23 protein-coding genes and 2 tRNA genes are annotated in these 24748 nt (G+C 63.7%); 5 read left to right on the top strand and 20 right to left on the bottom strand.

Translation table 11 applies throughout. The annotated features are described in order from the left end of the window. Positions 1-27 precede the first annotated feature (27 nt). The 10 genes from cobS to cobM are packed head-to-tail and all read right to left on the bottom strand — an operon-like array spanning position 28 to position 9268. Complete coding sequence (gene cobS, locus PGW49_RS01860; protein ID WP_333494153.1) at positions 28-906, bottom strand: adenosylcobinamide-GDP ribazoletransferase; 879 nt, start codon at positions 904-906, stop codon at positions 28-30. Further along, positions 792-1340, bottom strand: a complete 549-nt coding sequence (locus PGW49_RS01865; RefSeq protein WP_270225281.1) for a bifunctional adenosylcobinamide kinase/adenosylcobinamide-phosphate guanylyltransferase — start codon at positions 1338-1340, stop codon at positions 792-794. The genes cobS and PGW49_RS01865 overlap by 115 nt, the downstream gene beginning before the upstream one ends. After that, positions 1331-2479: a nicotinate-nucleotide--dimethylbenzimidazole phosphoribosyltransferase gene (locus PGW49_RS01870; protein WP_270225283.1), complete on the bottom strand. Its 1149-nt coding sequence runs from the start codon at positions 2477-2479 to the stop codon at positions 1331-1333. The genes PGW49_RS01865 and PGW49_RS01870 overlap by 10 nt, the downstream gene beginning before the upstream one ends. Then, positions 2472-3854 (bottom strand): cobyrinate a,c-diamide synthase, encoded by a 1383-nt coding sequence (locus tag PGW49_RS01875; RefSeq protein ID WP_270225285.1) that lies wholly within the window; start codon positions 3852-3854, stop codon positions 2472-2474. The genes PGW49_RS01870 and PGW49_RS01875 overlap by 8 nt, the downstream gene beginning before the upstream one ends. Beyond that, positions 3851-5200, bottom strand: a complete 1350-nt coding sequence (cbiE, locus tag PGW49_RS01880) for a precorrin-6y C5,15-methyltransferase (decarboxylating) subunit CbiE (protein ID WP_270225286.1) — start codon at positions 5198-5200, stop codon at positions 3851-3853. Before cbiE ends, PGW49_RS01875 begins: the two co-directional genes overlap by 4 nt. Further along, complete coding sequence (cobJ, locus tag PGW49_RS01885; RefSeq protein ID WP_035138228.1) at positions 5188-5931, bottom strand: precorrin-3B C(17)-methyltransferase; 744 nt, start codon at positions 5929-5931, stop codon at positions 5188-5190. Before cobJ ends, cbiE begins: the two co-directional genes overlap by 13 nt. Further along, on the bottom strand, positions 5931-7064 hold the full coding sequence (locus PGW49_RS01890; protein ID WP_270225289.1) for a cobalt-precorrin 5A hydrolase: 1134 nt from the start codon (positions 7062-7064) through the stop codon (positions 5931-5933). The genes cobJ and PGW49_RS01890 overlap by 1 nt, the downstream gene beginning before the upstream one ends. Then, positions 7065-7298 carry an SAM-dependent methyltransferase gene (locus PGW49_RS01895; RefSeq protein WP_195568111.1) on the bottom strand — a complete coding sequence of 78 codons (234 nt, stop codon included), beginning with the start codon at positions 7296-7298 and terminating at the stop codon, positions 7065-7067. Further along, a complete protein-coding gene (gene cbiD, locus PGW49_RS01900) occupies positions 7291-8475 on the bottom strand; it encodes a cobalt-precorrin-5B (C(1))-methyltransferase CbiD (protein ID WP_270225292.1) in 1185 nt (394 codons plus the stop codon). Before cbiD ends, PGW49_RS01895 begins: the two co-directional genes overlap by 8 nt. 1 nt (position 8476) lies before the next feature. Then, the gene (cobM, locus tag PGW49_RS01905) at positions 8477-9268 is read right to left on the bottom strand and encodes a precorrin-4 C(11)-methyltransferase (protein WP_270225294.1); all 792 of its coding nucleotides are present in this window, start codon (positions 9266-9268) and stop codon (positions 8477-8479) included. A gap of 458 nt (positions 9269-9726) precedes the next feature. Here cobM and PGW49_RS01910 point away from each other — a divergent pair, with 458 nt between their 5' ends. The 5 genes from PGW49_RS01910 to PGW49_RS01930 all read left to right on the top strand — a co-directional run bounded on the left by PGW49_RS01910 (position 9727) and on the right by PGW49_RS01930 (position 15269). Beyond that, positions 9727-10653, top strand: coding sequence for a sirohydrochlorin cobaltochelatase (locus tag PGW49_RS01910; RefSeq protein WP_177720835.1), 927 nt, complete (start codon positions 9727-9729; stop codon positions 10651-10653). Positions 10654-10797: 144 nt separating this feature from the next. Beyond that, positions 10798-11331, top strand: a complete 534-nt coding sequence (locus PGW49_RS01915) for a hypothetical protein (protein WP_035138217.1) — start codon at positions 10798-10800, stop codon at positions 11329-11331. A gap of 4 nt (positions 11332-11335) precedes the next feature. After that, the gene (locus tag PGW49_RS01920; protein WP_270225299.1) at positions 11336-12907 is read left to right on the top strand and encodes an ABC transporter substrate-binding protein; all 1572 of its coding nucleotides are present in this window, start codon (positions 11336-11338) and stop codon (positions 12905-12907) included. A 22-nt stretch (positions 12908-12929) separates the two neighbouring features. Continuing rightward, positions 12930-13952 (top strand): FecCD family ABC transporter permease, encoded by a 1023-nt coding sequence (locus tag PGW49_RS01925; RefSeq protein WP_270225301.1) that lies wholly within the window; start codon positions 12930-12932, stop codon positions 13950-13952. Between the two features lie 51 nt (positions 13953-14003). Further along, positions 14004-15269 carry an ABC transporter ATP-binding protein gene (locus PGW49_RS01930; protein ID WP_270225303.1) on the top strand — a complete coding sequence of 422 codons (1266 nt, stop codon included), beginning with the start codon at positions 14004-14006 and terminating at the stop codon, positions 15267-15269. A 111-nt stretch (positions 15270-15380) separates the two neighbouring features. On the opposite strand, the gene PGW49_RS01935 is transcribed toward PGW49_RS01930, so the two are convergent. From PGW49_RS01935 to PGW49_RS01980, 10 genes are all read right to left on the bottom strand, one after another. Next, complete coding sequence (locus PGW49_RS01935) at positions 15381-15992, bottom strand: TetR/AcrR family transcriptional regulator (protein ID WP_157757975.1); 612 nt, start codon at positions 15990-15992, stop codon at positions 15381-15383. 116 nt (positions 15993-16108) lie between these two features. After that, positions 16109-17416 (bottom strand): lysylphosphatidylglycerol synthase transmembrane domain-containing protein, encoded by a 1308-nt coding sequence (locus PGW49_RS01940; protein ID WP_270225307.1) that lies wholly within the window; start codon positions 17414-17416, stop codon positions 16109-16111. A gap of 150 nt (positions 17417-17566) precedes the next feature. After that, a tRNA-Glu gene (locus PGW49_RS01945) sits at positions 17567-17643 on the bottom strand. 22 nt (positions 17644-17665) lie between these two features. Then, positions 17666-17742: transfer RNA gene (locus PGW49_RS01950), tRNA-Glu, on the bottom strand. Positions 17743-17866: 124 nt separating this feature from the next. Then, positions 17867-19261: a CCA tRNA nucleotidyltransferase gene (locus PGW49_RS01955; protein ID WP_270225309.1), complete on the bottom strand. Its 1395-nt coding sequence runs from the start codon at positions 19259-19261 to the stop codon at positions 17867-17869. Between the two features lie 164 nt (positions 19262-19425). Then, complete coding sequence (locus tag PGW49_RS01960) at positions 19426-20358, bottom strand: 1-phosphofructokinase family hexose kinase (protein ID WP_022094572.1); 933 nt, start codon at positions 20356-20358, stop codon at positions 19426-19428. Between the two features lie 189 nt (positions 20359-20547). Next, the gene (locus PGW49_RS01965; RefSeq protein ID WP_006233969.1) at positions 20548-21480 is read right to left on the bottom strand and encodes a 1-phosphofructokinase family hexose kinase; all 933 of its coding nucleotides are present in this window, start codon (positions 21478-21480) and stop codon (positions 20548-20550) included. A 74-nt stretch (positions 21481-21554) separates the two neighbouring features. Beyond that, positions 21555-23258, bottom strand: a complete 1704-nt coding sequence (gene ptsP, locus PGW49_RS01970; RefSeq protein WP_035138206.1) for a phosphoenolpyruvate--protein phosphotransferase — start codon at positions 23256-23258, stop codon at positions 21555-21557. 133 nt (positions 23259-23391) lie between these two features. Then, positions 23392-23655: an HPr family phosphocarrier protein gene (locus PGW49_RS01975; RefSeq protein WP_022094575.1), complete on the bottom strand. Its 264-nt coding sequence runs from the start codon at positions 23653-23655 to the stop codon at positions 23392-23394. A gap of 552 nt (positions 23656-24207) precedes the next feature. Then, positions 24208-24748: PTS sugar transporter subunit IIA (locus tag PGW49_RS01980; protein ID WP_270225312.1), on the bottom strand; the 541-nt coding region annotated here is incomplete at its 5' end.

Here is a 24748-nt window from a genome sequence, read left to right on the forward strand (position 1 = left end):
CCGAATGCGCGCCACCTACCACGAGCATCATAGGAGCATGCCCCCCGCCACCAGCATGGCAAGCATCGCGAGCTCGGCCCATTGCAGAAACCATCCGGCCAAATCCCCCGTCACCCCGCCGAAGCGGGACAGGGCAACATGGCGGTACCACGCGAGCGCCAAAAGCCCCGCCACCGCCATAAGGGCGCCGACGGCCTGAGCGCACGCGACCATCTCTGCAGCCGAAGCCGCAGCGAAAGCGCAAAGCGGCACAACGATCGCCGCGCGCTTCTTCGAAGGCGAGAGCCCCGCGGCCATGCCGTCCGCCCGCGCGGCAGGCCAGCATTCAACGGCGAGCCCCGAAAGCGCGCGGGAGAACACAAGCGAGCACAGAAGCGCGAGGAACGTCCCCGCCGTAAGCGGCAGCGCGGTGAACAGGGAAAACTGCAGAATAAGGTACACGACAACACCGATGACCCCGAAGGCGCCCGCCCGCGGGTCGTGCATGATCTCGAGCTTTCGTTCGCGCGGGGCCCAACTTGCAAGCGCATCGGAGGTGTCGCAGAGCCCGTCTAGGTGGATGCCTCCCGTCACCGCCACAGGCAGCGCCACGAGCACAGCCGCGACGATGGTCGCGGGCACGCCGAGCAGGTTCGCCACGTGCCCCCACGTCGTCATGAGGAAGCCTTCCGCAACGCCCACCAGGGGAAACGCAGCAAGCGCATGGGTTGATCCGAAATCGGTCCAGGCCGATTTCGGGACGGGGATGCGCGAGAACGTTCCGAACGCCGCGCCGATTGCCTCTGCTATCTTCACCTTGTAGGTCCTTCGCCTTTCATCCACACGGGAATCCCGCATACCACTTCGACTGCGCGGTCGGCCAGCGCCGCCACGCCCGCGTTCACGCGCGCGAGCGCGCGCCTCCATGCCTCGGTCCCCTCATCGTAGCGCATCCCATCGGCGAATACGTCGACGGTGACCACCACCGTATACGCAGCGGCTTGAGCGAGCCGTTCGATGCCTCCGAGCACCTCGCGCGCCGCGGCGTCGGGGTCACGTGGGGACAAGCCGCCTTCCGCGAAAAGCTCGTTCGCAACCAGGTTGCCCACGTCCTCCAAAAGAAGCGTGCAGCCGCGCGGAAGCCCGGGCACTGCGGCGCCCACGTCACGCGTGCGCTCGAGGGTGGAAAACCCCTTGCCCTCGCGCAGCGACCGATGGCGCGCGATGCGGCGGGCTCCCTCTTCCCCGAAGGGCTCCATCGTTGCCAGGTACACGCGGGGGCCGTCGTGCCCGAGGCACAGGGACTCGGCGTAGGCGCTCTTACCGCTCGCGGCGGCGCCGATGACGAGCGTCACCGCCATTTCCCGGCCTCGAAATGCTCGTAAGCAGCCATGCCAGTCGCCGTGAACGTCTTCCCATCCCGGTACACGCGCAGCGCCGAATCCAGAAGGGGCAGATACGCCATGGCGCCCGCGCCCTCGCCCAAGTGCATGCCTGCGACGAGGGGTGCCTTTATGCCGAGCTCGCGAAGGAGCTCCTGGCTTGCGGGTTCGCTAGATGCGTGGGTGCCCACGAGGTAGCCCAAGGCGTTGGGGCACAGGCGCACCGCGCACAGGGCCGCCGTGCAGGATATGACCCCGTCGAGGAGCGCCGGCACCTTCGAGGCCGCGGCCCCCAGGTAGAAGCCGCACATCGCCGCGATGTCGAAGCCGCCCACCTTCGAGAGCACGTCGATCGGGTCGGCGGGATCGGGCGAGTTCGCGTCGATAGCGCGCTCGACCACGTCGCGCTTGCGCGCGAGCGAGGCGTCCGAGAGCCCCGCGCCGCGCCCGACGAGGCTCCGCGCGTCCGCCCGGATGAGCACTGCGGCCACCGCCGCCGAGGTGGTCGTGTTGCCGATGCCCATCTCGCCCGCAGCGAGAAGGCGCACGCCGGCGCGGGCAAGCCCGCACGCGACGGCGATTCCGACCTCGATCGCGCGCATGGCCCCATCGCGAGACATGGCGGAGCCGTGCGCGATGTTGCCGCTCCCCCGCCGCACGTTCGCGCGCACCATGCGCGCGTCTTCTATGCCCCGGGCCATACCCACGTCGACGGGCACGACCTCGGCACCCGCGAACGCCGCCATGCGGCAGGCGCTCGTGGCCCCCTCGCACATGTTGCGCGCGACGGCTCGCGTCACGTCTTGCCCGCTTTGCGACACGCCTTCGGCAACGACCCCGTTGTCGGAGAAGAATACCGCGAGCGCACGGGGAAACTCGGCCACCTCGGCGCTCCCCTGAGCTGCGGCGATACACGCGACGGCGTCTTCAAAGTCGCCCAATCCCCCCAAAGGGTGCGCGATGGAGTCCCACGCGGCGTACGCGGCGGCGCGGGCACACTCGTCTGCGGGCGCGATGCGGGAGAGCGCGGCTTCGAGCACGGCGCCCGGCGCCGACGAGAACGCGCGCTCGACTTCCTCGCGGATGCTGGCAAGCGCGGTTTCGGTTGCTTCAGCCATGCCGTCTCCTCTCTGCGAACGACGCTGCGGCAGACGCGAACGCGCGCGCAACGTCGGGGTTCGCAGGATAGTACACATGCGGGAAGCCCGCAACCAGGGACGGGGTGGTCGTCATGCACGGCCAGCCCTTGTCGCGCCGGGGCTTCTGCGCCCAGAAGTCGCCGCCCGGGCAGGTGGACTGCCAGTAGTGGAACTCGTGCGCGCGGATGCGTGTGCCGCGCGGCCCGTAGAGCCCGTCGCGTTGAGAAGTGAGCTCCACGTACCCGAAATGGGACAGCCTTCCCCCGTTCTCGCTTGCGCCCTCAAGGGCGCCCGCAACAGGCCAGCGCCGCCCCTCGCTATCGGCGATTTCGCGCTGCAGGTACAGAAACCCACCGCATTCGGCGACCGTCGGCATGCCGGATTCCACCGCGCGCCGCACCGCCTCGCGCATCGGCGCGTTCTCGGAGAGCTGTCGCGCATGGAGCTCCGGGTAGCCGCCTCCCAGATAGAGGGCGCTTGTCCCCCGGGGCAACTCGCTATCACACAGGGGGCTGAAAAAGGCCAGCTCGCAACCCAGGTCCTCGAGCGCGCGCAGGTTCTCCTCGTAGTAGAACGAGAACGCCTCGTCACGCGCGACGGCGACGATGGGCCGCGCTCCCGCGATCGGCTCCAACCGGTAAGGTTCCTCGCGGATATCGGGTGCCGTCGCCGCTATTCCGAGCAAGCGGTCGACGTCGACGCTCTTTTCCACCAGCTCGGCCATCTTGTCGATGCGCGCGGAGAGCTGCTCGACCTCGTCGGCGGTCACAAGTCCCAGATGACGGCTTTCGAGCGAGAACGCCTCGTCGGCGGGAATATTACCCAAAACCGCGACGCCCGTGTGCTTCTCGATCGCAGGCGCCGCGTAGGCGCAGGCAGCGGTGCTCGTCTTGTTCAGCACGACGCCGCGCACGTTCGCACAAGGCAGGAACTCGGCGATGCCGCGAATTACGGCGGCGAGCGATAAAGACGCCCCGCGCCCGTTCACCACTAAAACGACCGGCGTTTCCGTGTCACGCGCAACCTGGTAGCTGCTCGCGTCGGCCACGCCGGGCGCCATGCCGTCGTAGAAGCCCATGACCCCCTCGAGCACCGCGACATCCGCGCCCGCGGCGCCGCGTGCGAGTAGGGCGCGCAGCGTCGGGGCGTCGGTGAAGAAACCGTCTAAGTTGCCCGAGCACGCACCCACGACGCGGCGATGAAAGAGCGGGTCAATGTAGTCGGGGCCGCATTTGAAGGCCGCGCATGCGAGGCCGCGGCGCGCAAGCGCGCGCAGGAGCGCGCACGTAACGACCGTCTTGCCGCTCCCGCTCGAGGGCGCAGCGACCATGAAACGCGGGATGGTCGTGCTCACCGGGCGCCGCCTTCCCCACCCGCACCACGCGCGCTGACGAGGAACACGGGGTTTTGCGCCTTCATAAGATGGTGCGAGCCTACAGCCTCGGCGCGGGCGGCCGACACCTGGCACGCCTCGAACCCCTTAAAGCGCGAACCCGAGAGAAGCGCGCACGCCTCGGTGAGCGTCTCAACGGTGACGCATGGCACGCACAGGCGAACCTGCGAGTTCTTCTCGAGCGCCGCCTCCACGATAGAGGGAAGCTCGCCCGCGCTCCCGCCGACGAACACGGCGTCGGGGACGGGCAGTTTCGCGAGCGCTTCGGGGGCGACACCGGGGACCGCATGTACGTTGCCGCACCCGAATGCATCCGCGTTCTCTCGGATGAGCCGCACGCCGGCCGCGTTGCGCTCGACCGCCCATACCGACCCCGCTCGCGCGACGAGCGCCGCCTCGATCGACACGCTCCCCGTGCCGGCTCCGACGTCCCACACGGTGTCGGTCGCGGTAAGGCGCAGCTTCGCGAGCGCGACGGCGCGCACCTCCTGCTTGGTCATGGGAACGTCGCCGCGGATGAAGAGCTCGTCGGGAATGCCCGAGGAAGCGTACGGCCAGCGGGAGCTCGCGGCGCGGGATGCGCCCGCAGGGTCCGCCGCGGAAGAAGCCGCCGCGGGCGATGACGCGCCGGCCGGCGCCTCGGAGGCTGCGCTAGAGCCCGCAGGCGACCCGGCGCCGCCTGCGGGCTCGATAAGCATCACGTTCAAGTCGTCGAACGTCTGACCTGCGATTTCACTTGCGGTCGCGCAGGTGATGCGCTCGTCGGGGTACGACAGGCGCTCGGCCACCGTCACGCGCGCGTCCCCGAAGCCCGCCTGCACAAGCTCGCCCGAAAGCCGCGAGGGGTCTTCCCCGCCCGACGTGACGAGAAAGAGCTCACCTGCGCGCTCGGCCTCGGCCACGATATCGCACGCCACGCCGTGAGCGCTCGCGAAGCGCCAATCCTGCCATGGACGCGCGAGGCGCGCGGCGAGATAAGACGCTGAGCTTATGCCGGGAACGACGCGCACGTCCACCTGCGCGTCGCCGGAGAGCGCCTCCACCAGGCGGCGCGCGCCGCTGAACAGCCCCACATCGCCCGTCATCACGACCACGGCGCGCCGCCACGACGCCGCATCGGTGAGCGCGGCGACGATGTCCGCCGTCTTCACGAGCTCGCATCTCACCACGTCGGGCGGCACGTCGATGCCGGCAAGCGCGCGATGAGCGCCGATGACCACGTCGGCGAAGTCGATAGCGTCGAGCGCCGCGCGCGAGAGCAAGTCGGGGTTTCCGGGCCCCGCCCCGATGATCGTTACCTTTCGCATGGGATCTCCCGATACCCGCGCGGCGTGACCATACGGCCGCCTACGAGCTTCGTGTTCGCGTTGCCGACGAACACGGTGGTGAACATGTCGGCGTCGATCTCCCCCAGCTCAGAGAGCCTACACATGCCCGACTGCTGCCCCTCGCGCCCGATGTTGCGTACCCAGCCGCAGAGCGTGTCGGGGGCCTTCCATTCGAGCATAATCTTCGCCGCGCGTGAGAGCCTGTCGGCGCGCTTTCTGCTGCGCGGGTTGTACAAACAGATGCAGAAGTCGGCGCTCGCCACGGCGGCGAGCCTGCGCTCGATGACCTCCCATGGCGTGAGCAGGTCGGAGAGCGACACGACCGCGAAGTCGTGGGCAAGCGGGGCGCCGAGCACCGCCGACCCGCTCTGAGCCGCGGTGGCCCCGGCGATAACTTCCACGTCTACATCGGGGTAGTCCTCCGCAAGCTCCAGCACGGGGCTCGCCATGCCGTACACGCCCGCGTCACCGCTGCACACGAGCGCCACGGCTTCTCCGCTCTGCGCGCGCGAAAGCGCCAGGCGGCATCGTTCGACCTCGTGCATCATCGGCGTCGCGAGATGCGCCGCGTCGGGCACGGCGGCGAGCGCGAGCTCCACGTATTTCGTGTACCCCACAACGATGTCGGCCGCCTCGAGCGCGCGCCGGGCCGCAATCGTCATGCCGTCGGGGCCGCCCGGGCCGATCCCCACCACGAAGAGCTTTCCCATCACCGCTCCTTAAACGAAAGTTCGATAGTTACCTTGGAAAACGCGACGGTCACGCCGCCGTGAGCGAGCTTCGGGAAGATAAGTTTGCCCCCGTCCGCGAGCGCCGCGCGCTCGCACACGTTGTCGACCCCCACCGTCGCACGCACGAAATCAGATGGCGAAACGCTGCCTTCGACCTGCGACAACTCCTCTGCGGAATACGTCGCAAGCGGGATATTGCGCGCGCGGCAGAAGGCGAGCAGACCCTCCTCGTGCGCCTTCACGTCGATCGTCGCCGCCTCGCGCACGGCCGAAGGCGAGATGCCCGCCTGCCCGCACGCGAGAAGAAACGCCTCCCCGATGGCTTCGGCGCACGCACCGCGACGGCACCCTATGCCCGCAACGATGCAGGGCACGACAAGGCGAAGCGGCTCGGGCGCAGGCGCCTGCGCCCGCACGCCCGCCGGCTTCCACGTCTCACCGGCGGGCACGACCTCGCCCGTTGCCTCCGACGCGCGAACGGACGCACCTGCATTCGCGCCAGCGAACGGCGACACGACGATATCGGCCCGAGCGCGGTCGGACGCAATGTCAACCCCCTCAGGTGGCTGTCCCGAAATCGGCATGTCGGAATAGAGCGCCACGCGCCCGCCCGAAAGCAGCCGCGCCGACACTCGCTTGATGGCCTCGGGATTCGAAACGGCGAGCCCCGCACAGCGCGCCCACGTATCCACCGCCCACACGCCGCGGACGTCGGTCGCCGTGGTGATGACGGGGATGGCCCCTGCCGCGCGTGCCACAGTTTGCGCAAGCTCGTTCGCACCGCCCAAATGCCCCGACAAAAGCGGGACGGCAAAGCGCCCCGCCTCGTCAATCACCACAACCGCGGAATCGGTTGCCTTCGAGGCGACATGCGGCGCGATCGCCCGCACGGCGATGCCCGCCGCGCCCACGAACAGAAGCGCGTCCGACGCTTCCCACGCGAGCGCCGTCCATGCGCGCAGGTCGGCCTTCCCCTCGCCGAACCCGCGCGAAACGGAAACGTCCCAGCCAGGGTCATCTTCACCTGTCTGCGCGCAATCGGAAAGCGCGCGTGCGGTGCGCTCCGCCAACACATACCCCCTCTCAGTGAACGCTATGCAGGAAACCCTCATCTAGCGCACCACCATCGTCGAGAAGTAGCTGCCCCGATCGGGCACATCGTCGAGCGAGCGGTACACGCGCTCGCCCGGAAGGCCACAGTCCTCTACGAGCTCGGCACCGTCGAAGGCGCCCTCCTCGCGAAGGATGCGCTTCGTGTCCGCAAGCGAGCGGCGCGCCTTCATGACCACCTTCGTCCCCGGCCAGCCGATTGCGCGGCGCACCCCGTACAGCACGCCTTTACTCATACGTCGCCCCCAATTCCCCGATAACCGCATCGGCGCCCGACGTGCGGAAAAGCTCGCGGCGCTCGGCGTCGAACACGACCGCGGCGATGTCGCATGCGCCCGCCGCGCGGCGGCGCAACCTGTCCTCGATTGCCGCAGCGAGCGAGGCGCGCGCAGCGTCCCCCACGCCGGCGGCCTCGATTACCTCGAGCGCCGCCGTGGTCGTGACCGACGACATGATCTCGCACACGGTCTTCGCGCCCGCGCCGGCCAAGGCCGCGTGGGCGGCCAGAATCTCCGCGCGGCAGTCGGCGGTACGCGAATGGGTGTCCATGATGCCGCCCGCGACCTTCACCAGCTTGCCGATGTGTCCCACAAGAAGGACATTGGTAAATCCCTCGCGAACGCAGCAATCAATCGCATCGCCCACAAAGTTGGAGATGAAGACCACCGGCGCACCGTTTAGGTGGAAATGCCCCGAGATGAACTGCGCGCCGTAGTTGCCGGGCGTGAGCACGACTCCGCGCCGCCCCATAGCCGCATGCTGCCGGATCTCGAGCTCGATGCTGTCGCGCAAGGCAGCGAGGCTGCGCGGCTCGACGATGCCCGTCGTACCCAGGATGGAGATGCCGTCCTCTATCCCCAGGTGCGGGTTGAAGGTCTTTTCGGCAAGGGCAACACCCTCGGGTACCGAAATCGTCACAGCAATGTTTCCAGAAAAGCCGTGCGCGGCGCACACCTCACGCACCGCCGAAGTAATCATCGCGCGCGGCGTCGCGTTGATGGCGGCCGCCCCCACCGGCTGCTCGAGCCCGGGCAACGTCACGCGCCCCACGCCCACGCCGCCATCGACGGAAACTTCCGAGTCGTGCGCGGGCACGTCCTTGCTGCCCGCAGCACCCGTGCCCGACCCCGCATGTTCCACGCGCGCGTACACGAGCACGCCGTCGGTCACATCGGCATCGTCGCCTGCGTCCTTTCGCACGGCGCACTGGGCGCTCCCCTCGCCGATGCATGCGTCGACCACATCCGTCTCGACGGGCAGCCCGCCGGGGGTGGCGACCGACACGCGGCCGACGGGCTTTCGTGACAAGAGCATCTCGCAGGCCGCCTTCGCCGCGAGCGCGGCGCAGCTCCCCGTGGTGTAGCCGCAGCGCAGGCGGGTCGTCCCGGTATATATGTAGTGCTCGAAGGCCACGCTAGCTGCTCGCCTTCCGATACCCCGTGGCAAACGAAGGGTCGTAAAGCTTGCTGCGTTCGTACGACTCCGCTTGCACGCCGTCGTGAGCAAGCCCGCCGCGAGCTCCGAGCACGCGGCCCACCACCACGAGCGCCGTGCGGTCGATGCCCTCTCGCGCGCCCGCATCGGCGAGCGTGCCCACTGTGCAGCGCACCACGCGCTCCTCAGGCCAGGTCGCCTTGTACACGAGCGCCGCCGGCTCATCGGAGCTGCGGCCCGCGGCCAAAAGCTCGGCGGAAAGCGCGGCGAGCATACCCGAGCTCAGGAAGATGACCATAGTCGAGCCGCTTTCCGCCATGGTGCGCATGCCCTCGCCCGCGGGCATGGGGGTGCGCCCGGAAAGCCGCGTGATCACGACCGACTGGCTGATTCCCGGCAGCGTGTATTCCTGGCGAAGCGCCGCCGCGGCACCGCAAAAGCTCGACACGCCGGGCACCACCTCGTAGTCCACGCCGCGCGCGTCGAGCGCGTCCATCTGCTCCTGGATGGCGCCGTACAGGCACGGGTCGCCCGTGTGCAGGCGCACCACTTCCTCGCCCCGTGCATCCGCCGCGCACATCACGTCGAGCACTTCCTCCAAGGTCATGTGCGCGCTGTCGTAGACGACGCAGGATTCCTTGCACTCAGCGAGCAGCTCGGGGTTCACAAGGCTCCCCGCCCAAACGACCACGTCGGCCGCGCGCAGAAGGCGCGCCCCGCGCAGCGTGATAAGGTCGGCGGCGCCCGAGCCTGCGCCAACGATATGAATCATCCGAGCCTTCCTTCCCGTTTCTCATCGCAACCGTTTACGCCGCCATTCGCGCAGCGGGCAAAACACGGCGCCTGCGGCAGCAATGGGCGCAAATACGCAGGCAGGAGGCGCAATGCCGCCCGCCCTGGGCTTTGACACGTTCACAAGTGCCCACTATCATAGTAAAAGTTTCGGCAACGAGCATATGACAATCGGATAAAAGGAAATGACCGGCGCGGCGCCCGCACAGCCCGCGCTGGCTTGCGGAGGGAACCAGGTGGGAATCCTGGGCAAGGGACATTACTGTATAGGTCGCGCGGGCGAACCGCCTCGCGCCCCAAGCCAGACTGCTTCGCCTTTTCCTCACGGCATCGCCGTGGCGTTAGCTCCTTGTGAACCCCGAGGGGTGCGCTTTTCTTTCGCTTGTGCCGACAAGCAACTGTCGCCGGGGGACCGGCAAACCGAGGAAAGGAAAAACCATGTCCGACCAGATGTCACGCCGCGGCTTCATGAGCGCCGCAGCAACCGGAGCCGTCGCGCTCGCCGGAGTCGCGCTCGCGGGCTGCTCCAACACCTCCGCAAGTTCCGAAAAATCGAGTGAAAAGGAGAAGGCCGTGAAGCCGGTCATCCTCGTCACGAGCTTCGGCACGAGCTACAACGACTCGCGCCACATCACCATCGGCGCCATCGAAGACGCTATCCGCGAGAAGTACTGGCAGGACTACGACATCCGCCGCGCCTTCACCGCGCAGATCATCATCGATAAGCTGAAGAAGCGCGACGGCATCACGATCGACAACATGACCGAGGCGCTCGACCGCTGCGTGGAAGACGGCGTGAAGGAAATCGTCGTGCAGCCGACGCATCTCATGGGTGGCCTGGAATACACCGACGTGAAAGACGAGCTCGACAAGTACGCCGACAAGTTCGACAAAATCTCGCTCGGCGACCCGCTGCTCACCTCCGACGACGACTACAAGAAGGTGGCCGCAGCCATTAAGGAGAACATGGCGTCCTTCGACGACGGCAAGACGGCGCTGTGCCTCATGGGCCACGGCACCGAAGCCGATTCCAACGCCGACTATGCCAAGATGCAGGAAGTGTTCAAGAACGAGGGCTTGACGCAGTTCTTCGTCGGCACCGTCGAGGCTGAACCGACCTGCGAGGATGTTATCGCCGCCGCGAGCGCCGCAGGCTACAAGAAGGCCGTGCTCGCGCCGTTCATGGTGGTCGCGGGCGACCACGCGAACAACGACATGGCAGACGAGACCGACCCCGACAGCTGGGCTGCGAAGTTCGTGGCCGCCGGCTTCGAAGTGACGTGCCTGCTCCAGGGTCTGGGACAGAACGTCGCGGTCGACGACATCTACGTCTCACACGTGGACGACGCCATCGCCAAGCTGTAAACTCGCCGCGCACGGGGGCGCCGGTCGCGTCCCCGTGCAACGGGCATGCGCCTTCCCCGACTGACGGCGCATGCCCGTTGCATTCGCATCCCGCCCACCCACAGCACGGCGCGGGCGGTCGAAGCGATTGAAAGGAACCCCTCCATGTTGAAGAAAACCCTCGCCTTCGCCCTGTCGGCGGCGCTTTTCGCGTTCTCGCTCGCCGGCTGCGGCGGAAATTCAATCGACAGCGCAAAGGCAAGCGATGCCGATTCCCAGGAAAAGACCGAACAGGCGGCCGATGCGCCCGAGGGCGCAAGCGCTGCCCCCATCACCGCCGACAAGGTGGCCGACGGCACCTATCCGATCACCGTAGATTCCAGCTCGAACATGTTCAGGATTGTGGACGCCCAGCTCATCGTGGAAAACGGCTCCATGCACTGCGTGATGACACTTTCCGGCACGGGCTACGGCAAGCTCTTCATGGGCACGGGTGACGAGGCTGCCGCCGCGAGCGAGGCCGACTTCATCCCCTATGTGGAAAACGCGGAAGGCAAGTACACCTACGACGTGCCCGTTGAAGCGCTCGACGAGGACACCGCCTGCGCCGCGTGGAGTATTAGAAAAGAGCAGTGGTACGACCGCACGCTCGTGTTCGAATCCGCCGGCGTCGATCTGCGCGCCGACGCACTGAAGTAACGCCATGCGGTCGATTCTTCCCAAGGGGGAAAACAGGAAGCGCCACAGCATCGCGGCGCGCGCGATCGCCTGCGTTCTCGTCGCCCTGCTCGCGCTTCCCTTCGCGGGGTGCAGTGCGAGCCCGAACGCGACCGGTGCCACGACGGGCTCTCAGGAATACACTGTGAGCGTCTCGCTTTCCGGCGGGTCAGGGCGCGCAAGCATCGCCTCACCCACCACAATTGTGAAGGATGGCGACACCTACACCGCGACGGTCACCTGGTCGAGTTCGAACTACGACAAGATGACCATCGACGGCGTGGACTACGCGCCCATAAACGACGGCGGCAACTCCACGTTCGAGATACCCGTCACGCTCGACGAGGACATCGCGGTGTCGGCCGAGACCGTCGCCATGTCGACGCCGCACACCATCGACTACACGCTCCACTTCGACTCATCCACCATGAAGGAGAAATCGGGCGACGATGCAAGCGGCGACTCCCCCGCGGGAACGGCTTCAAGCGCCGCGGCCGACTTCCACAACCCAGATTTGGGCTGCGGCTGGGAGCCGACGGGGACGCTTCAGCTTGAATACGCCAAGCACTTCACTGTCGACGAGTTCGAAGGCGGCCTGCGGCTTATCTGCGTTTCGAACGGGGAGCGCTTCCTCGTGGTACCGCAAGATGCGAAGGTACCTGATGGGTTGAGCTCTGACATCGCGGTCATAAGGCGCCCCGCCGACAAGGTGTACCTCGTGTCGTCGGCAACGATGTGCCTGGTCGACGCGCTCGATGCGAACGACAATATCTTAATGTCGGGCACGAAGGCCGACGATTGCTCGGTCGCGGGCTTCAAAAGCGCGCTCGAAAGTGGGGCGATCGCCTACGGCGGCAAGTACAGCGCGCCCGACTACGAGCGAATATCGGCCTCGGGCTGCACGCTCGCCATCGAGAACACCATGATCAACCACACGCCCGATGTGAAGGAAAAGCTGCAGAAGCTCGGGCTCGTCGTGCTCACCGAACAGTCGTCGAGCGAGCCCGAAGCACTCGGGCGCGTCGAGTGGATTAAGCTTTTCGGCGTCCTGTTCGACAAGGAAGACGAGGCCACGCACCTGTTCAACGAGCAGAAGGCCCGCGTCGAGCAAACGTCGGGGCTCGCGTCGTCAGGTAAAACCGTGGCGTATTTCTACATTAACTCGAACGGGGCCGCCGTCACGCGGCGGGCGGGCGACTACGTGGCGCAGATGATCGAGCTTGCAGGCGGCAGCTACGCGCTCGATGACGCGCAGACGGCGTCGACGTCAGGTTCGTCAGTAACGCTCGAAATGGAGCGCTTCTACGCGACGGCGAAGGATGCCGACATCATCGTCTACAACGGCACCATCGACGAATCGGTTGCCACCTTGAACGACTTCGTAGGCAAAAACGCGCTATTGTCGCAGTTCAAAGCCGTGAAGAACGGCAACGTCTGGGTCACAAGCGCCGACATGTACCAGCAGATGACTTCTACCGCCGACATTATCGACGAGCTGCACGGGGCGTTCACCGGCGATGACGCGAGTGACTTCCATTATCTGAGGAAGCTTGGCTAGCGCCATGAGGAGCCGGCTTTCCATGGCATACGACGAATCGGGGCGCGCCGCGCGGTGTCGCGTCGTGACGGCGCTGCTCGCCGTTGTCCTCATCGTGCTCGTCGGGGCCAACCTGTGCATCGGGAGCGTGCTCGTGCCCGCAGACCACATCCCCGACATCCTTTCGGGCGGCGCGGCCAATTCCATGGAAAGCCAGGTCATCTGGGAGATTCGCCTGCCGCGCGTGCTTTCAGCCGTGCTTCTCGGCGGGGCACTTTCGCTTTCCGGGTTCCTACTGCAGACGTTTTTCAACAACCCCATCGCCGACCCGTTCATCTTGGGCGTCTCCTCGGGCGCAAAGTTCGTCGTCGCGCTTACGATGATCGTACTTCTGGGCGCGAACCAGGCCATGTCCTCGCCGGCCATGGTGGCCGCAGCGTTTCTGGGCTCGCTTATCACCATCGGCTTCGTGCTCCTCATCGCACGGCGCGTAAGTTCCATGGCCATGCTCATCGTGGCGGGCGTCATGGTGGGATACATCTGCTCGGCGGCGACGAACTTCCTCATCGCCTTCGCCGACGACCAGTCCATCGTGAACCTGCACAACTGGTCTTTGGGTAGCTTCTCGGGTTCGAGCTGGGACGACATCGCGGTCATCGCGGTCGTGGTGATCACCGTGAGCGCATGCGTATTCGCGATATCGAAGCCCCTTTCCGCCTTCCAGCTGGGAGAAGCCTACGCGAAAAGCGTCGGAGTGAACGTCGCACGCTTCCGCGTGGTGCTCGTCCTACTAGCGAGCATGCTCTCCGCCTGCGTGACCGCGTTCGCTGGTCCGGTATCGTTCGTAGGCATCGCGGTTCCACATCTCGTGAAGTCGGCGCTGAAGTCGTCGAAGCCCATCCGCGTGATTCCTGCGTGCTTCTTGGGAGGCGCCATCTTCTGCGCGGGCTGCGATTTGATCGCGCGCACGCTGTTCTCTCCCGTCGAGCTTTCCATCAGCGCCGTCACCGCCATCTTCGGCGCGCCGGTGGTTATTGCACTCATGTTGAAGAAGCGGGTGAGGTAGATGGGGGAATTCGTGCCGCGGACCAAAACACTCGGAGGGAACATTCCATGCTTGGCCAGTCCTGAGCTCGCACGAAAGCGCCAGAAGGCACTTTCGGCTCGTGCGGAACTGCGCGCGGAACGCCTCCTTCGAGCGGAGTCGAACCTCGAAACCCCGGTCGAAACGCAGGCTGACGGAGCGCCGCTTTTCCGCATAAGCGACCTGTCGGCGGGCTACGACAAGAAGGTCGTAGTCGAAGGCGTCGATCTGGAGGTTCGCGCGGGCGACGTCGTGGCACTCATCGGGCCGAACGGCTCGGGCAAGTCGACCATCTTGAAAACCATCACACGCCATCTGGCACCGCTTGCCGGCGCGGTCGAGCTCGACGGGCAGGAGATTTCCCGATGGAAGACGGCGGAGTTCGCAAGGAACCTTGCCGTTATGCTGACAGATCGCCCCCGGACCGAGCTCCTCACCTGCCGCGATATCGTAGAGGCGGGAAGGCATCCCTACACCGGGCGAATGGGCACACTCACGCCCGACGACCATAATCGGGTCGACGAGGCCATGAAAACCGCACATGTGGAAAAGCTTGCCGAGCGCGACTTCATGCAGATAAGCGACGGGCAACGCCAGCGCGTCATGCTCGCACGCGCCATCGCGCAGGATCCGCGCGTGCTCGTGCTCGACGAGCCCACGTCGTATCTCGATATCCGCTACCAGATCGACCTGCTGCGAATACTTCGCCACCTTGCGAAATCGCGGAATGTTGCTGTCATCATGTCCATCCACGAACTCGAGCTCGCGCAGAAAAGCGCCGACAAGGTGATTTGCGTGAAGGACGGCCGGGTCTTCCGCGCCGGCGCACCCGAGGACATATTCACGCGCGAGACGATTGGCGAGCTCTACGGCCTGCAACATGGCACCTTCAACGAGCGCTTCGGCAGCGTGGAAATTGGGCGCCCGCACGGCGATGCGCACACGTTCGTCATCGCCGGCGCAGGTACGGGGTCGGCTGTGTTTCGCCAGCTCATCCGGCAGGGCAAGGCGTTCTACGCGGGCGTTCTGCACGAAGGGGACATCGACTGCGAGCTCGCGCGCGACCTGGCGACGGAATGCGTGGCCGAGCGCGCCTTCGAGCCGATCGGGGATAAAACCATAGCCCGCGCCAAAGAGCTCCTCGTCCACTGCACGCGCCTTATCGTGTGCCCCGCCGCCTTCGGCACCATAAACGCCCGCAACGCAGAGCTCGTCGAGTTCGCACGCTCGCATGGTATCGAGGTCATGCGAGCGTGCGAAGGCGCATCGGAGGATTCCCAATTGGAGTGGGAAGGATAAACTGGACTTTTTTTAAGGATCCTCAGGCTACAGCTCCTACGCCGGCGAGGTCTCCAAGGCGCCGGAGAACCTCGTGAACAGGAATTTCCACGCCGACGAGCCCAACTAGGCCTAATCCAAGCGAGATTCCAGACTCGACAGACCATTGAGAGTCAGATCGTTGGCGACCTCCGACACACGCTCGATAGGAACCGATCCGTCAGACAGTGCCCACGTGCGATAGATACCGATAATGCCTGACAGCAAAAACGCCAGATAGTAATCGAACATCTCGTCCTTGAGACCTTGGGGCAGCAGATCGCGCTCGGCAATCTCGTGCTCGAGCGGTGCACGAAGACGAGCCATAAAATCATCGAGCGGAATGTTCTCGATCAGCTGACGATTGAGCACGAGGTTGTTGCACAGCGCCTCGTTAACGGTTTTAAAGAAGGTCGCCGCCGCGCCCAGGGCGCGTTCGTTGGTGTCACCGTCCATGGAGGCAAGCGTTTTCTCGACCGAGTCGACAATCATCTCCACCACATCGACGGCAATGGCATCGAGCAAGCCATCAACCGTACCAAAGTGAACGTAAAAGGTCTTGCGGTCGACATTGGCCTCGCGCGCGATGGCACTCACCGTAATGTCTGCCAGCGGCTTTTCCATGAGCAGGCGCTCGAAAGCGGAAAGGATGGCATTGCGGCTGCGAACGATGCGGCGGTCAAGACGCGGTTTGCTGGTTGCCATGGGCGTGTCCCTTCGATATGCGAGCATTCATCAACAGATGAGAGATAATCTACGTAAGAGGATTATCCCCCATACAGCACAAAAGTGCCCCGCGTCATGAAGAACGCACGACTGCCCTACTGCAACTTAGGGTGCTTCTTCTTATTGAGTGCCGACGGAGATACGCGAATACCATCGCCTGTCTGGCGCACATAGGCCTTATGAGCCGGCTTAGCGATCCCAGAAGCCTTCTGAGCGTGCTTATTGGGATCAACGGTAACAGCATTCGTGGGGTGCGGCTTAGTGGGCGCAGAGGGCGTCTGAGGCGTGCGGCCGAGCTTGCGCATCACGCGATCCCAGCGCGCATGGATGCTCTCGTTGTGGGCGCTCTTAATTCCCAGCAGGGGCGCAGCCAAAATGGTTGGCGCAATAAACGTAATGAGACGCCACAGCAGATAGCCGGCGGTCGAAGCCGACCCAAAGAAATGACCCAAGAACAATGCAAAGCCGCCCTCAGCGCCACCAGTTCCACCGGGCAAGGGGACCGCAGAGCTCAGGAGCTGAACAAAGGCGCTCGCGGCCATGACCGAGAAAAAGTCGACTTCGTGGTGGCCAAAGGCAAGCATCAGGAAATACGGCACGAGGTAGAAAAACGCGAGTTGCAACATGGTGATGACCACCGTGAGCAGCATGGAAGAAAAATGTCCGGCTGAAAGCTTGAACTTCTCGGAGAAGGAGTAGATCTCGCCATCGACAAACGTGCGCCATCCCTCGATCTTAGTGGCCGAGACACCAATGCGCTCAAGCCAATTGATGATGCAATGGGCGACGCGCGTGACGGTCTTAGGCATGAGCGCGACGGCGAAGATGCCAAGCAAGATGCAGCAGTGCCCACCAAAGCTAAAGACACACAGCAGCGTCATGTCGCCATAGCGCTCGGCAAAAAACGGCATGCGAGCAAGCAGTAGGATAGCGCCCCAGGCAACGAGGCCAAACTGATACACGATAAAGCGCGTGAATTGCGTGGCTCCGGCCTCGCCGACATTTTGGCCCGCCTTGGTCAGGCGGTAGATCTGGGCAGGCGTAGAGCCCATCATCATGGGCGTCAGGTTGCCAAAGAAGATGCCACTCGCCTCGACCGAGATCAGGTCGCGAATGCCGACGGGTGAATTGGGGTCGAGCCAGACGGCGATCGCATAGGCCACAATGCCAAAGAACAGATACATGAACATGCAAAGACACGCGACAACGAGCCAGGGCGCCTGGACGCTCGACATAGCAGCCCAGAACTGCCCCATCTGCCCGGTTACCACCAGATAGACGATATAACCCACCAGCACAACGCCGATAAAGATTGCGCCGCGGCGTGCGCTCTTATTGTCATCGCCGCCCGAGGCCTCAACCTCGACCTGGGGCTTGGACGTATGCTGAGAGGACTCCGTCATGAGACTCCTTCTAACAGTCAAAATATCTTGGTTATTGTACCCGTAAGGGCCATAAGCAGAACGCAAAGCTCTTGTTCAAACGGGAATGACAGACAGTTGTTTGATAATAAAAAACCCGAGCTTCCAAGGGAAGTCCGGGTATCAGATGCGTGGTAGCCCGTACCAGATTCGAACTGGTGATCTCCGCCTTGAGAGGGCGGCGTCCTAAACCGCTAGACGAACGGGCCAAATGCCTCAACAGAAAAGAAGTGGTAGCCCGTACCAGATTCGAACTGGTGATCTCCGCCTTGAGAGGGCGGCGTCCTAAACCGCTAGACGAACGGGCCACATGACATCTGCACTGCTGTGCAATGAAATATATTACGAGACAAAAAACGTCAGCGCAAGAAGAAATTCCAAATTGCCGAAAAATTGTCGGCAGGTTATGGAACACGCAGGTAAACTGGGTAGCTAATTCAAGTTGAGATGGACCAAAAGAGCTTCGCGCTCGTTGGGAATGTTGTCTTCGATCACGACGTCGAGGGCGGAGTTGAGAAGCTGACCCAGTTCCGGCCCGGGCTTGACTCCGGCACGGATCAGGTCGCCGCCGTTGATGGCGAGCATCTTGAGCGTATAGGGCTCCCCCGCCTTCAGCAGCTCGTGCGCCATCGCGCGCATCTCCTCAATCGTCTCAACGTAATAGAAGCACGACGGGGCTTTGCCAAGTGTATCGGCACGCTTAAGATCCATGAGCTCGTCCATCAGACGCGGCGTGTCGACGCCCTCGCCCGAAAGCGCGCGCATCATATTGAGCAGGCAGGAGCGCTCGGGGCGCAGCGGCTTGTCGTGATATTTGATGAGCAGGCACACGTCGCGCACCAAGTCGCGCGAGAGCGCCAGGCGATCCATAATGACGCGCGCCTTCTTGGCGCCGAGCTCGGGATGACCGTAGAAGTGTCCGCTGCCGGCGTGATCGACCGTGAAGCACTCGGGCTTGGACACATCGTGCAAAAACGCCGCCCACATAAGGCTCGACGAGGGCGCGACGCCGTCACACAGCGCGAGCTCCCCCGCCACCGTCAGCACACGGGCGATATGCTCGTAGACGTTAAACGCATGATAGACACTGCGCTGATCAAACCCGCGACCCGCTGCCAACTCGGGCACGGCGGCGCAGATGAGCTCGGGATAGCGGAGCATCGCGTCTCCCCCATGACCGGTCGAAAGAATGCCCTCGAGCTCAATACCCACACGCTCACGCGCCACGGCATCGAGCAGCGGCGCGCACTCGGCAAGCGCACGCTTGGTCTCGGGCTCAATCATAAAGTCCAGACGGCAGGCAAAGCGCACCGCGCGCAGCATGCGCAGGGCGTCCTCGTTAAAGCGACGCTTGGGATCGCCGACAGCGCGAATCAGCTTGCGCTCCAAGTCACCCTGGCCGTCGTAGCGGTCGACAAGCCCGCGCTCGGGATGCCAGGCCATGGCATTGACGGTAAAGTCGCGGCGCGCCAGATCGTCCTCGAGCGAGGCGGCACGCTCCACACTCTGGGGATGACGACCATCGGTGTAAAAGCCATCCAGACGGTACGTGGTGACCTCGATACGCTCGCCATCGGAAATAGCCGTGATTCCGCCAAATTTAATGCCCGATTCCACAACCGCGATGCCGGCGGCCTCGAGCGCCGCTTTGGACTCCTGCCACAGGCCGCTACAGCACATATCAACATCGTGGCTGGGGTACCCCATAAGGGCGTCGCGCACCCAACCGCCCACGTACCAAGCCTCAAGACCAGCCGCTTCAAGCGCGCGCAGGACGCGCAGGGACGCATCGGACGGTTGAGTACCGTTGAGCGAAACATTGCACATGCCTATGGCCTCCTGCGACTATCAAATTGGCTATCGATTGCGTCTGCAAGAAGTCTAGCAAGAAACAGCCTCCACTGCACACGCAAGTCCGATAAACAAAAACGCATCCGTCCTAGTCTAAGACGGATGCGAAATAATCAAACTATTCAGACAAGGTGCCGGAACTAGCAGACCTGGCGAACCTCGATGTGCTTCTTATATTCGTCCACCTTGGCAAAATCCCCAAGACCGGGGCACTCGACCACGTTGGCGCCAGTGGCCATCGAAAGGCGCAGGGCGTCCTCGACGCGCTCGGGAGCGTCGTGCCACACGGACAGGAAGGCAGCGAGCGAGGAATCGCCGGCGCACACCGTCGACAGCAGCTTGACGTCGAAGGTGCGGTTGGCAAACCAGATGTGCTCGCCGTTAGAGAAGTACGCACCAGCGCCGCCAAGAGTCAGCAGCACATTCTTGGCGCCCTTGGCGTGCAGCTCGGCCATCGCGCCCTTGACGGACTCGTCGTCGCCACCGCTCACCTTAATGCCAAAGATATCGAGCAGCTCGTCGTCGTTGGGCTTAATCAGCAGCGGCTCCATGGCAATGAGGTCTGCCAGCTGATGGCTCGAGATATCGAGGACGAACTCGGCCCCCTTGGCCTTGACGCGGCGCAGGACCTCGGCCAAGAAGCCCTCGGAAGTGTTGGGAGGCAGCGAGCCGCTGATGACCAGGCAGGTCATGTCATCGAGCGAATCGATGAGCTCAAACATCTCCTGCTCGTTGGCCTCGTTGATGGCGGCACCGGCGTTGACCATGTTGTACTCGGTGTCGGGGCCGGCGTTGAGGAACACATTGACGCGCGTAATGCCGTCGGTCCACACGGGCTTGACGGGCACGCCCAGGGCCTCGGCGCCCTTAACGATAAACTCGCCCGAGAAACCGGCGAAAAAGCCCAGGATCGTGGTGTCGACGCCGTAGTGGTCAAGCGTAAACGAGACGTTGAGGCCCTTGCCGTTGGGCGTGTAGACGGCGTTGCGGGTACGCGTGACGGTGTTGGCAGCAAGACCGTCGCAGGCGATGTTGTAGTCAATGGCGGGATTTGCAGTGAGCGTGTAAATCATGAATGTTCCTTTCACGAAGCAACGTGTTAATGAAAGTATATTCCACGCATCGGTAAAAGGCTAGGACAACTCGGTGAACGGTGTGGAAGCGATGAAGTACGGCGGAACACCTCTCTCCAATGACGGAACAAAAAAGGCGCCCCAGCCGAAACCGGGGCGCCACATGCGCACGAATATGTCGCGTTTCGATTACTGACGATCGAGCTTGCGGACAGCAACGCGCTTGCTGTACTCGTCGACGTGACCGAAGTCGCCGATGCCGACGGACTCAGCAACGTTGGCGCCGGTGGCCATAGCGAGCTTCATGGCCTCCTCGACGTTGTCGCGATCCCTGTACCACTTGTGCAGGAACGCAGCGAGGGTGCAGTCGCCGGCGCAGACGGAAGAAACCAGCTTGATGTTGAACTCACGCTTGGCGTACCAGATGTCCTCGCCGTTGGAGAAGTAAGCGTCGCCGCGGCTACCACGGGTGAGCAGCACGTTCTGAACGCCAGCGTCGTGAGCCATCTTCATGGCAACGCGGACCTCGTCGTCGGTGTCGACCGGCACGCCGAAGATGGCCTTCATCTCGTGATGGTTCGGCTTGATGAGCAGCGGCTTCTTGTGAGCGAGCTCCTTGAGCTTGTCGGAGGACAGGTCCAGGACGACGTCGGCGCCACGAGCCTGAGCGTGCTCCATGACCTGAGCCAGGAAGTCGGGCGTAGCTTTGGGAGGAACGGAGCCGGAAACGATCAGACACTCGAGATCGCCCGCGGTGTCCAGGATGTTGTAGAGCTCCTCCTGGTGCTGCGGCGTGATCGGAGCACCCGGGTTCAGGATGCCGTACTCGTGCTGGCCATCGTTGACGTAGGTGTTAATGCGCGTGATACCGTCGGTCCAGACCGGGCGGCAGAGGCAACCCAGGTTCATGACCTCCTCGACGATGAACTTGCCCGTGAAGCCGGCGAAGAAGCCGAGCGCGACGGTGTCGACGCCCATCTTCTTAAAGGCGAAGGACACGTCGAGGCCCTTGCCGTTAGCCGTGTAGCTGGCCGAGCCGGTGCGGACGTTCTCGTCGGGCTCGAGCGGAGAGCTCGAAACCGTCATGTCGACAGCCGGGTTAGCGGTTAGCGTGTAGAACATTTACAGTACCCCCTGTATATGTGAGGGCCGCGTGGCCGGCCCATTCCAACCACGCGGTTACCTCTGATACCAAATTAGCGAGCTGCGGACTCGAGCAGTGCCTTGACCTCGGCGGCGGTGTTGCAGGCGAGCGCCTTCTCGGCGAGCTCGTCGCACTCGGCCTTGGTCCACTGGCTGATGGTCTTGCGGGCGCGCAGGATCGACGGAGCGCTCATCGAGAACTCCTCCAGGCCCCAGCTGATCAGCAGCGGCTCGAGCAGCGGATCGGCAGCGGCCTCGCCGCACATACCGACCATGATGCCGGCCTTCACGCCGCTCTCGATGATGTTCTTGAGCGAGCGGAGCACGGCGGGATAGTACACCTGGTACAGGTTGGAGATGGTGTCGTTGCCACGGTCGGCGCACATGGTGTAGCCGATCAGGTCGTTGGTGCCGATGGAGAAGAAGTCGGCAACCTCGGCAAGACGGTCTGCGAGCAGCGAAGCGGCAGGCGTCTCGACCATGATGCCGACCTCGATGTTCTCGTTGAACTTGCGACCCTCTTCGGTCAGCTCGGCCTTGCACTGCTCGACGAGCTCCTTGACAGCCAAGACCTCCTCGACGCAGGTGACGAGCGGGATCATAATCTTGACGTCACCGAAGGCGCTAGCGCGCAGCAGAGCGCGGAGCTGGACCTTATACTGGTCGGGATTGGCCAGGCAGTAACGCACGGCGCGGAAGCCCATGAAGGGGTTGTCTTCCTTGACCATATGCAGATACGGAATCTCCTTGTCGCCACCCACATCGAGCGTACGGATGATGACCGGAGCACCCTTGAGCGCGCTGGCGACCTTACGGTAGGCGTTGAACTGCTCCTCCTCGGAAGGAAGCTCGGCAGAGTCCATGAACAGGAACTCGGAGCGGAACAGACCGATGGCCTCGGCGTCGTGATCGAGCGCGTTGGGCACGTCATCGGGGTTACCGATGTTGCAGGCGATGATCTTCTTGATGCCATCGGCAGTCACGGACGGCTTGCCACGGAAGGCCTCGAGGGCTGCCTTCTCGGCAGCGAAGGCCTCGGCCTTGGCGGTGTAGGCAGCGAGCGTCTCCTCGTCGGGATCGGCCTCGACGATACCCTTGCCACCGTCGACGACGACGGTCATACCGTTGCGCAGCGCGGTGCAGCTGTTGGAAACCGAAAGGACAGCCGGGATCTCGAGGGCACGCGCAATGATCGCGGAGTGCGACGTGCGGCCACCGGTCTCGGTGACGATACCGGCAACGTGGGCCTTATCGATCGTGGCGGTCATGGACGGCGTGAGGTCGTGCACGACAACGACGGTGTTCTCGGGCAGGACGGAGAGGTCGACGACCTCCTTGCCCAGCAGCTCGGCCAGAATACCGGTGCGGATGTCGGCGATGTCGGCCGCGCGCAGACGGAACATCTCGTCGTCCATGGACAGGAACATGTTCTCGAACATGGTCGAGGTGTCCATGAGCGCCTGCTCGGCGCAGGTACCGCCGTCAATGGCGGCGTTGATGGCGTCGGTCATGCCCGGGTCCTGAGCCAGGACAATGTGTCCGCTCATGATCTCGGCCTCGGCCTCGCCCACCGTCTCCTTCATGTGGTCGGCCTGAGCCTGGGTCTTCTCGCAGAAGACCGAAAGAGCGGACTGATAGCGCTCCTTCTCTGCTGCCGAATCAGCAACCTCATGCGGCTCAAACGTCAAGTCGGGATCGACGGCGACCATGACGGTGCCGATACCGATGCCCTCGGAAGCGTTGACTCCCTGATACATTCCCATTCCTCTCTCCGTGTCATGTGATAAAGCGTTTTGCCATATCCATGACAAAAGAGCGCAGTTACCTTACAACAGGTCACTGCGCCCCCAAATATGAACTTAGTTGTTCAACATGCGACCCGTTTGAGTTCTACTCGCCAAGACCGCTCTTGATGAGCTCGATGGCAGCAGCCAGAGCCTCGGCCTCGTCGGCGCCGTCGCACTTGACCTCGACCTCGGTACCGCAGGGGATACCAGCAGCCATGAGGGCCATCGGGGACTTGCCGTTGACCTCCTTCTCGGGGGTGACGACCGTCACGTCACAGGCGTACTTGCCCATGGTGGAGGCGAACAGACCAGCCGGACGCATGTGCAGACCCTGAGGATTAACGAGGGTAGCCTTCTCAGAAACCATAGTTGACTCCTTTTTTGTGTTTAACCCCTGTCATGCATGTGGCAGGAGTCAGATTCACGACGTTGTTTATATTAACTCACATCAAACGGTTTTTCATTATGTTTCAGACGAATTATTGGACAGATGTGTTTGTCGTCCGCTTGCTCGCCCACAGAGGGCCGGGCGCGGCCTGTGAGATTTCCTGCTCTACAGTCCTGCTCGCACGAAGAGCACATTAAGTGCTCTTCGGCTCGTGCGGAACTCGCGATAAATCTCACAGGCCGCGTCCGGGCCTCCGTGGGCGAGCAAGCCGGGGAAACTCAGTCGGTCCAGAGTAATATCGACCAAACGGAATTCTGGCTGATAGTCTGTCCGCACTAAAGACTCGGCAAGCAGGACCGTCTATGCCCATCTCTGTAAGTTGCGGTGAAATAGGGGCTGAATTTGGGGTTGAAACGGTTAAACAGTCCCTATTTCACCGCAACTTCGGGTGGTGGGATGAAAAAAGGCGGGGGCTCCTGGTGGAGTCCTCGCCTTTTGTACAGGGGGCGATGTTAATCGCTAGTCGTGGGGTTAGACCAGACGGGCGTTGATCGTCTTGGCGATCTCGGCGGCGTCGGTGGAACCCTTGACGGTGGCACGGAAGTCCTCGTCCATGAGCGCCTCGGCAACCTTGGACAGGATCTTGAGGTGCGTGGTGCCGGCCTGTGCACCCGGGATGAGCAGAGCGATAGCCACGTTGACGGGAGCGCCGTCCATGGTGTCCCAACCGGTCACGCCGGACTCGTCCTTGACGACGATGACGGCAGCCTCGGTAATGGCGTCGGACTTGGCATGCGGGATGGCGAAGCCCTCCATCATGCCCGTGGTGCCCTCGGCCTCGCGGGCCAGGAAGGCGTTCATCACGGCGTCGGCGTCGCTGGCGATACCGGCCTTGACAGCCTGGTTGGAAACGAAGCTCAGAGCCTCGTCACGAGAAGCGAAGTCCTCGGCGACAAAGACGTTCTCGACCTTCACGAAGTCAGCAGCCTCGGCCTTGGGGGCCTCGACGGCAGCGGCCTTGGGGGCCTCGACGGCAGCGGCCTTGGGGGCCTCGACGGCAGCGGCCTTGGGG

This window comes from Collinsella aerofaciens, from assembly GCF_027679495.1.
Taxonomy (GTDB): Bacteria; Actinomycetota; Coriobacteriia; order Coriobacteriales; family Coriobacteriaceae; genus Collinsella; species Collinsella aerofaciens_AK.

What these genes read in the sequence shown, in the direction of transcription:
- cbiE (WP_270225286.1), bottom strand. Translation starts at nt 5,200, where the DNA reads ATGCGAAAGGTAACGATCATCGGGGCGGGGCCCGGAAACCCCGACTTG.
- cobS (WP_333494153.1), bottom strand. Translation starts at nt 906, where the DNA reads ATGGAGGCGCGCGCTCGCGCGCGTGAACGCGGGCGTGGCGGCGCTGGC.
- PGW49_RS01890 (WP_270225289.1), bottom strand. Translation starts at nt 7,064, where the DNA reads ATGAGGGTTTCCTGCATAGCGTTCACTGAGAGGGGGTATGTGTTGGCG.
- PGW49_RS01910 (WP_177720835.1), top strand. Translation starts at nt 9,727, where the DNA reads ATGTCCGACCAGATGTCACGCCGCGGCTTCATGAGCGCCGCAGCAACC.
- PGW49_RS01940 (WP_270225307.1), bottom strand. Translation starts at nt 17,416, where the DNA reads ATGACGGAGTCCTCTCAGCATACGTCCAAGCCCCAGGTCGAGGTTGAG.
- PGW49_RS01920 (WP_270225299.1), top strand. Translation starts at nt 11,336, where the DNA reads ATGCGGTCGATTCTTCCCAAGGGGGAAAACAGGAAGCGCCACAGCATC.
- PGW49_RS01935 (WP_157757975.1), bottom strand. Translation starts at nt 15,992, where the DNA reads ATGGCAACCAGCAAACCGCGTCTTGACCGCCGCATCGTTCGCAGCCGC.
- cobM (WP_270225294.1), bottom strand. Translation starts at nt 9,268, where the DNA reads ATGATTCATATCGTTGGCGCAGGCTCGGGCGCCGCCGACCTTATCACG.
- PGW49_RS01915 (WP_035138217.1), top strand. Translation starts at nt 10,798, where the DNA reads ATGTTGAAGAAAACCCTCGCCTTCGCCCTGTCGGCGGCGCTTTTCGCG.
- PGW49_RS01870 (WP_270225283.1), bottom strand. Translation starts at nt 2,479, where the DNA reads ATGGCTGAAGCAACCGAAACCGCGCTTGCCAGCATCCGCGAGGAAGTC.
- PGW49_RS01895 (WP_195568111.1), bottom strand. Translation starts at nt 7,298, where the DNA reads ATGAGTAAAGGCGTGCTGTACGGGGTGCGCCGCGCAATCGGCTGGCCG.
- PGW49_RS01975 (WP_022094575.1), bottom strand. Translation starts at nt 23,655, where the DNA reads ATGGTTTCTGAGAAGGCTACCCTCGTTAATCCTCAGGGTCTGCACATG.
- PGW49_RS01955 (WP_270225309.1), bottom strand. Translation starts at nt 19,261, where the DNA reads ATGTGCAATGTTTCGCTCAACGGTACTCAACCGTCCGATGCGTCCCTG.
- ptsP (WP_035138206.1), bottom strand. Translation starts at nt 23,258, where the DNA reads ATGTATCAGGGAGTCAACGCTTCCGAGGGCATCGGTATCGGCACCGTC.
- cobJ (WP_035138228.1), bottom strand. Translation starts at nt 5,931, where the DNA reads ATGGGAAAGCTCTTCGTGGTGGGGATCGGCCCGGGCGGCCCCGACGGC.
- PGW49_RS01865 (WP_270225281.1), bottom strand. Translation starts at nt 1,340, where the DNA reads ATGGCGGTGACGCTCGTCATCGGCGCCGCCGCGAGCGGTAAGAGCGCC.
- PGW49_RS01960 (WP_022094572.1), bottom strand. Translation starts at nt 20,358, where the DNA reads ATGATTTACACGCTCACTGCAAATCCCGCCATTGACTACAACATCGCC.
- PGW49_RS01925 (WP_270225301.1), top strand. Translation starts at nt 12,930, where the DNA reads ATGGCATACGACGAATCGGGGCGCGCCGCGCGGTGTCGCGTCGTGACG.
- PGW49_RS01965 (WP_006233969.1), bottom strand. Translation starts at nt 21,480, where the DNA reads ATGTTCTACACGCTAACCGCTAACCCGGCTGTCGACATGACGGTTTCG.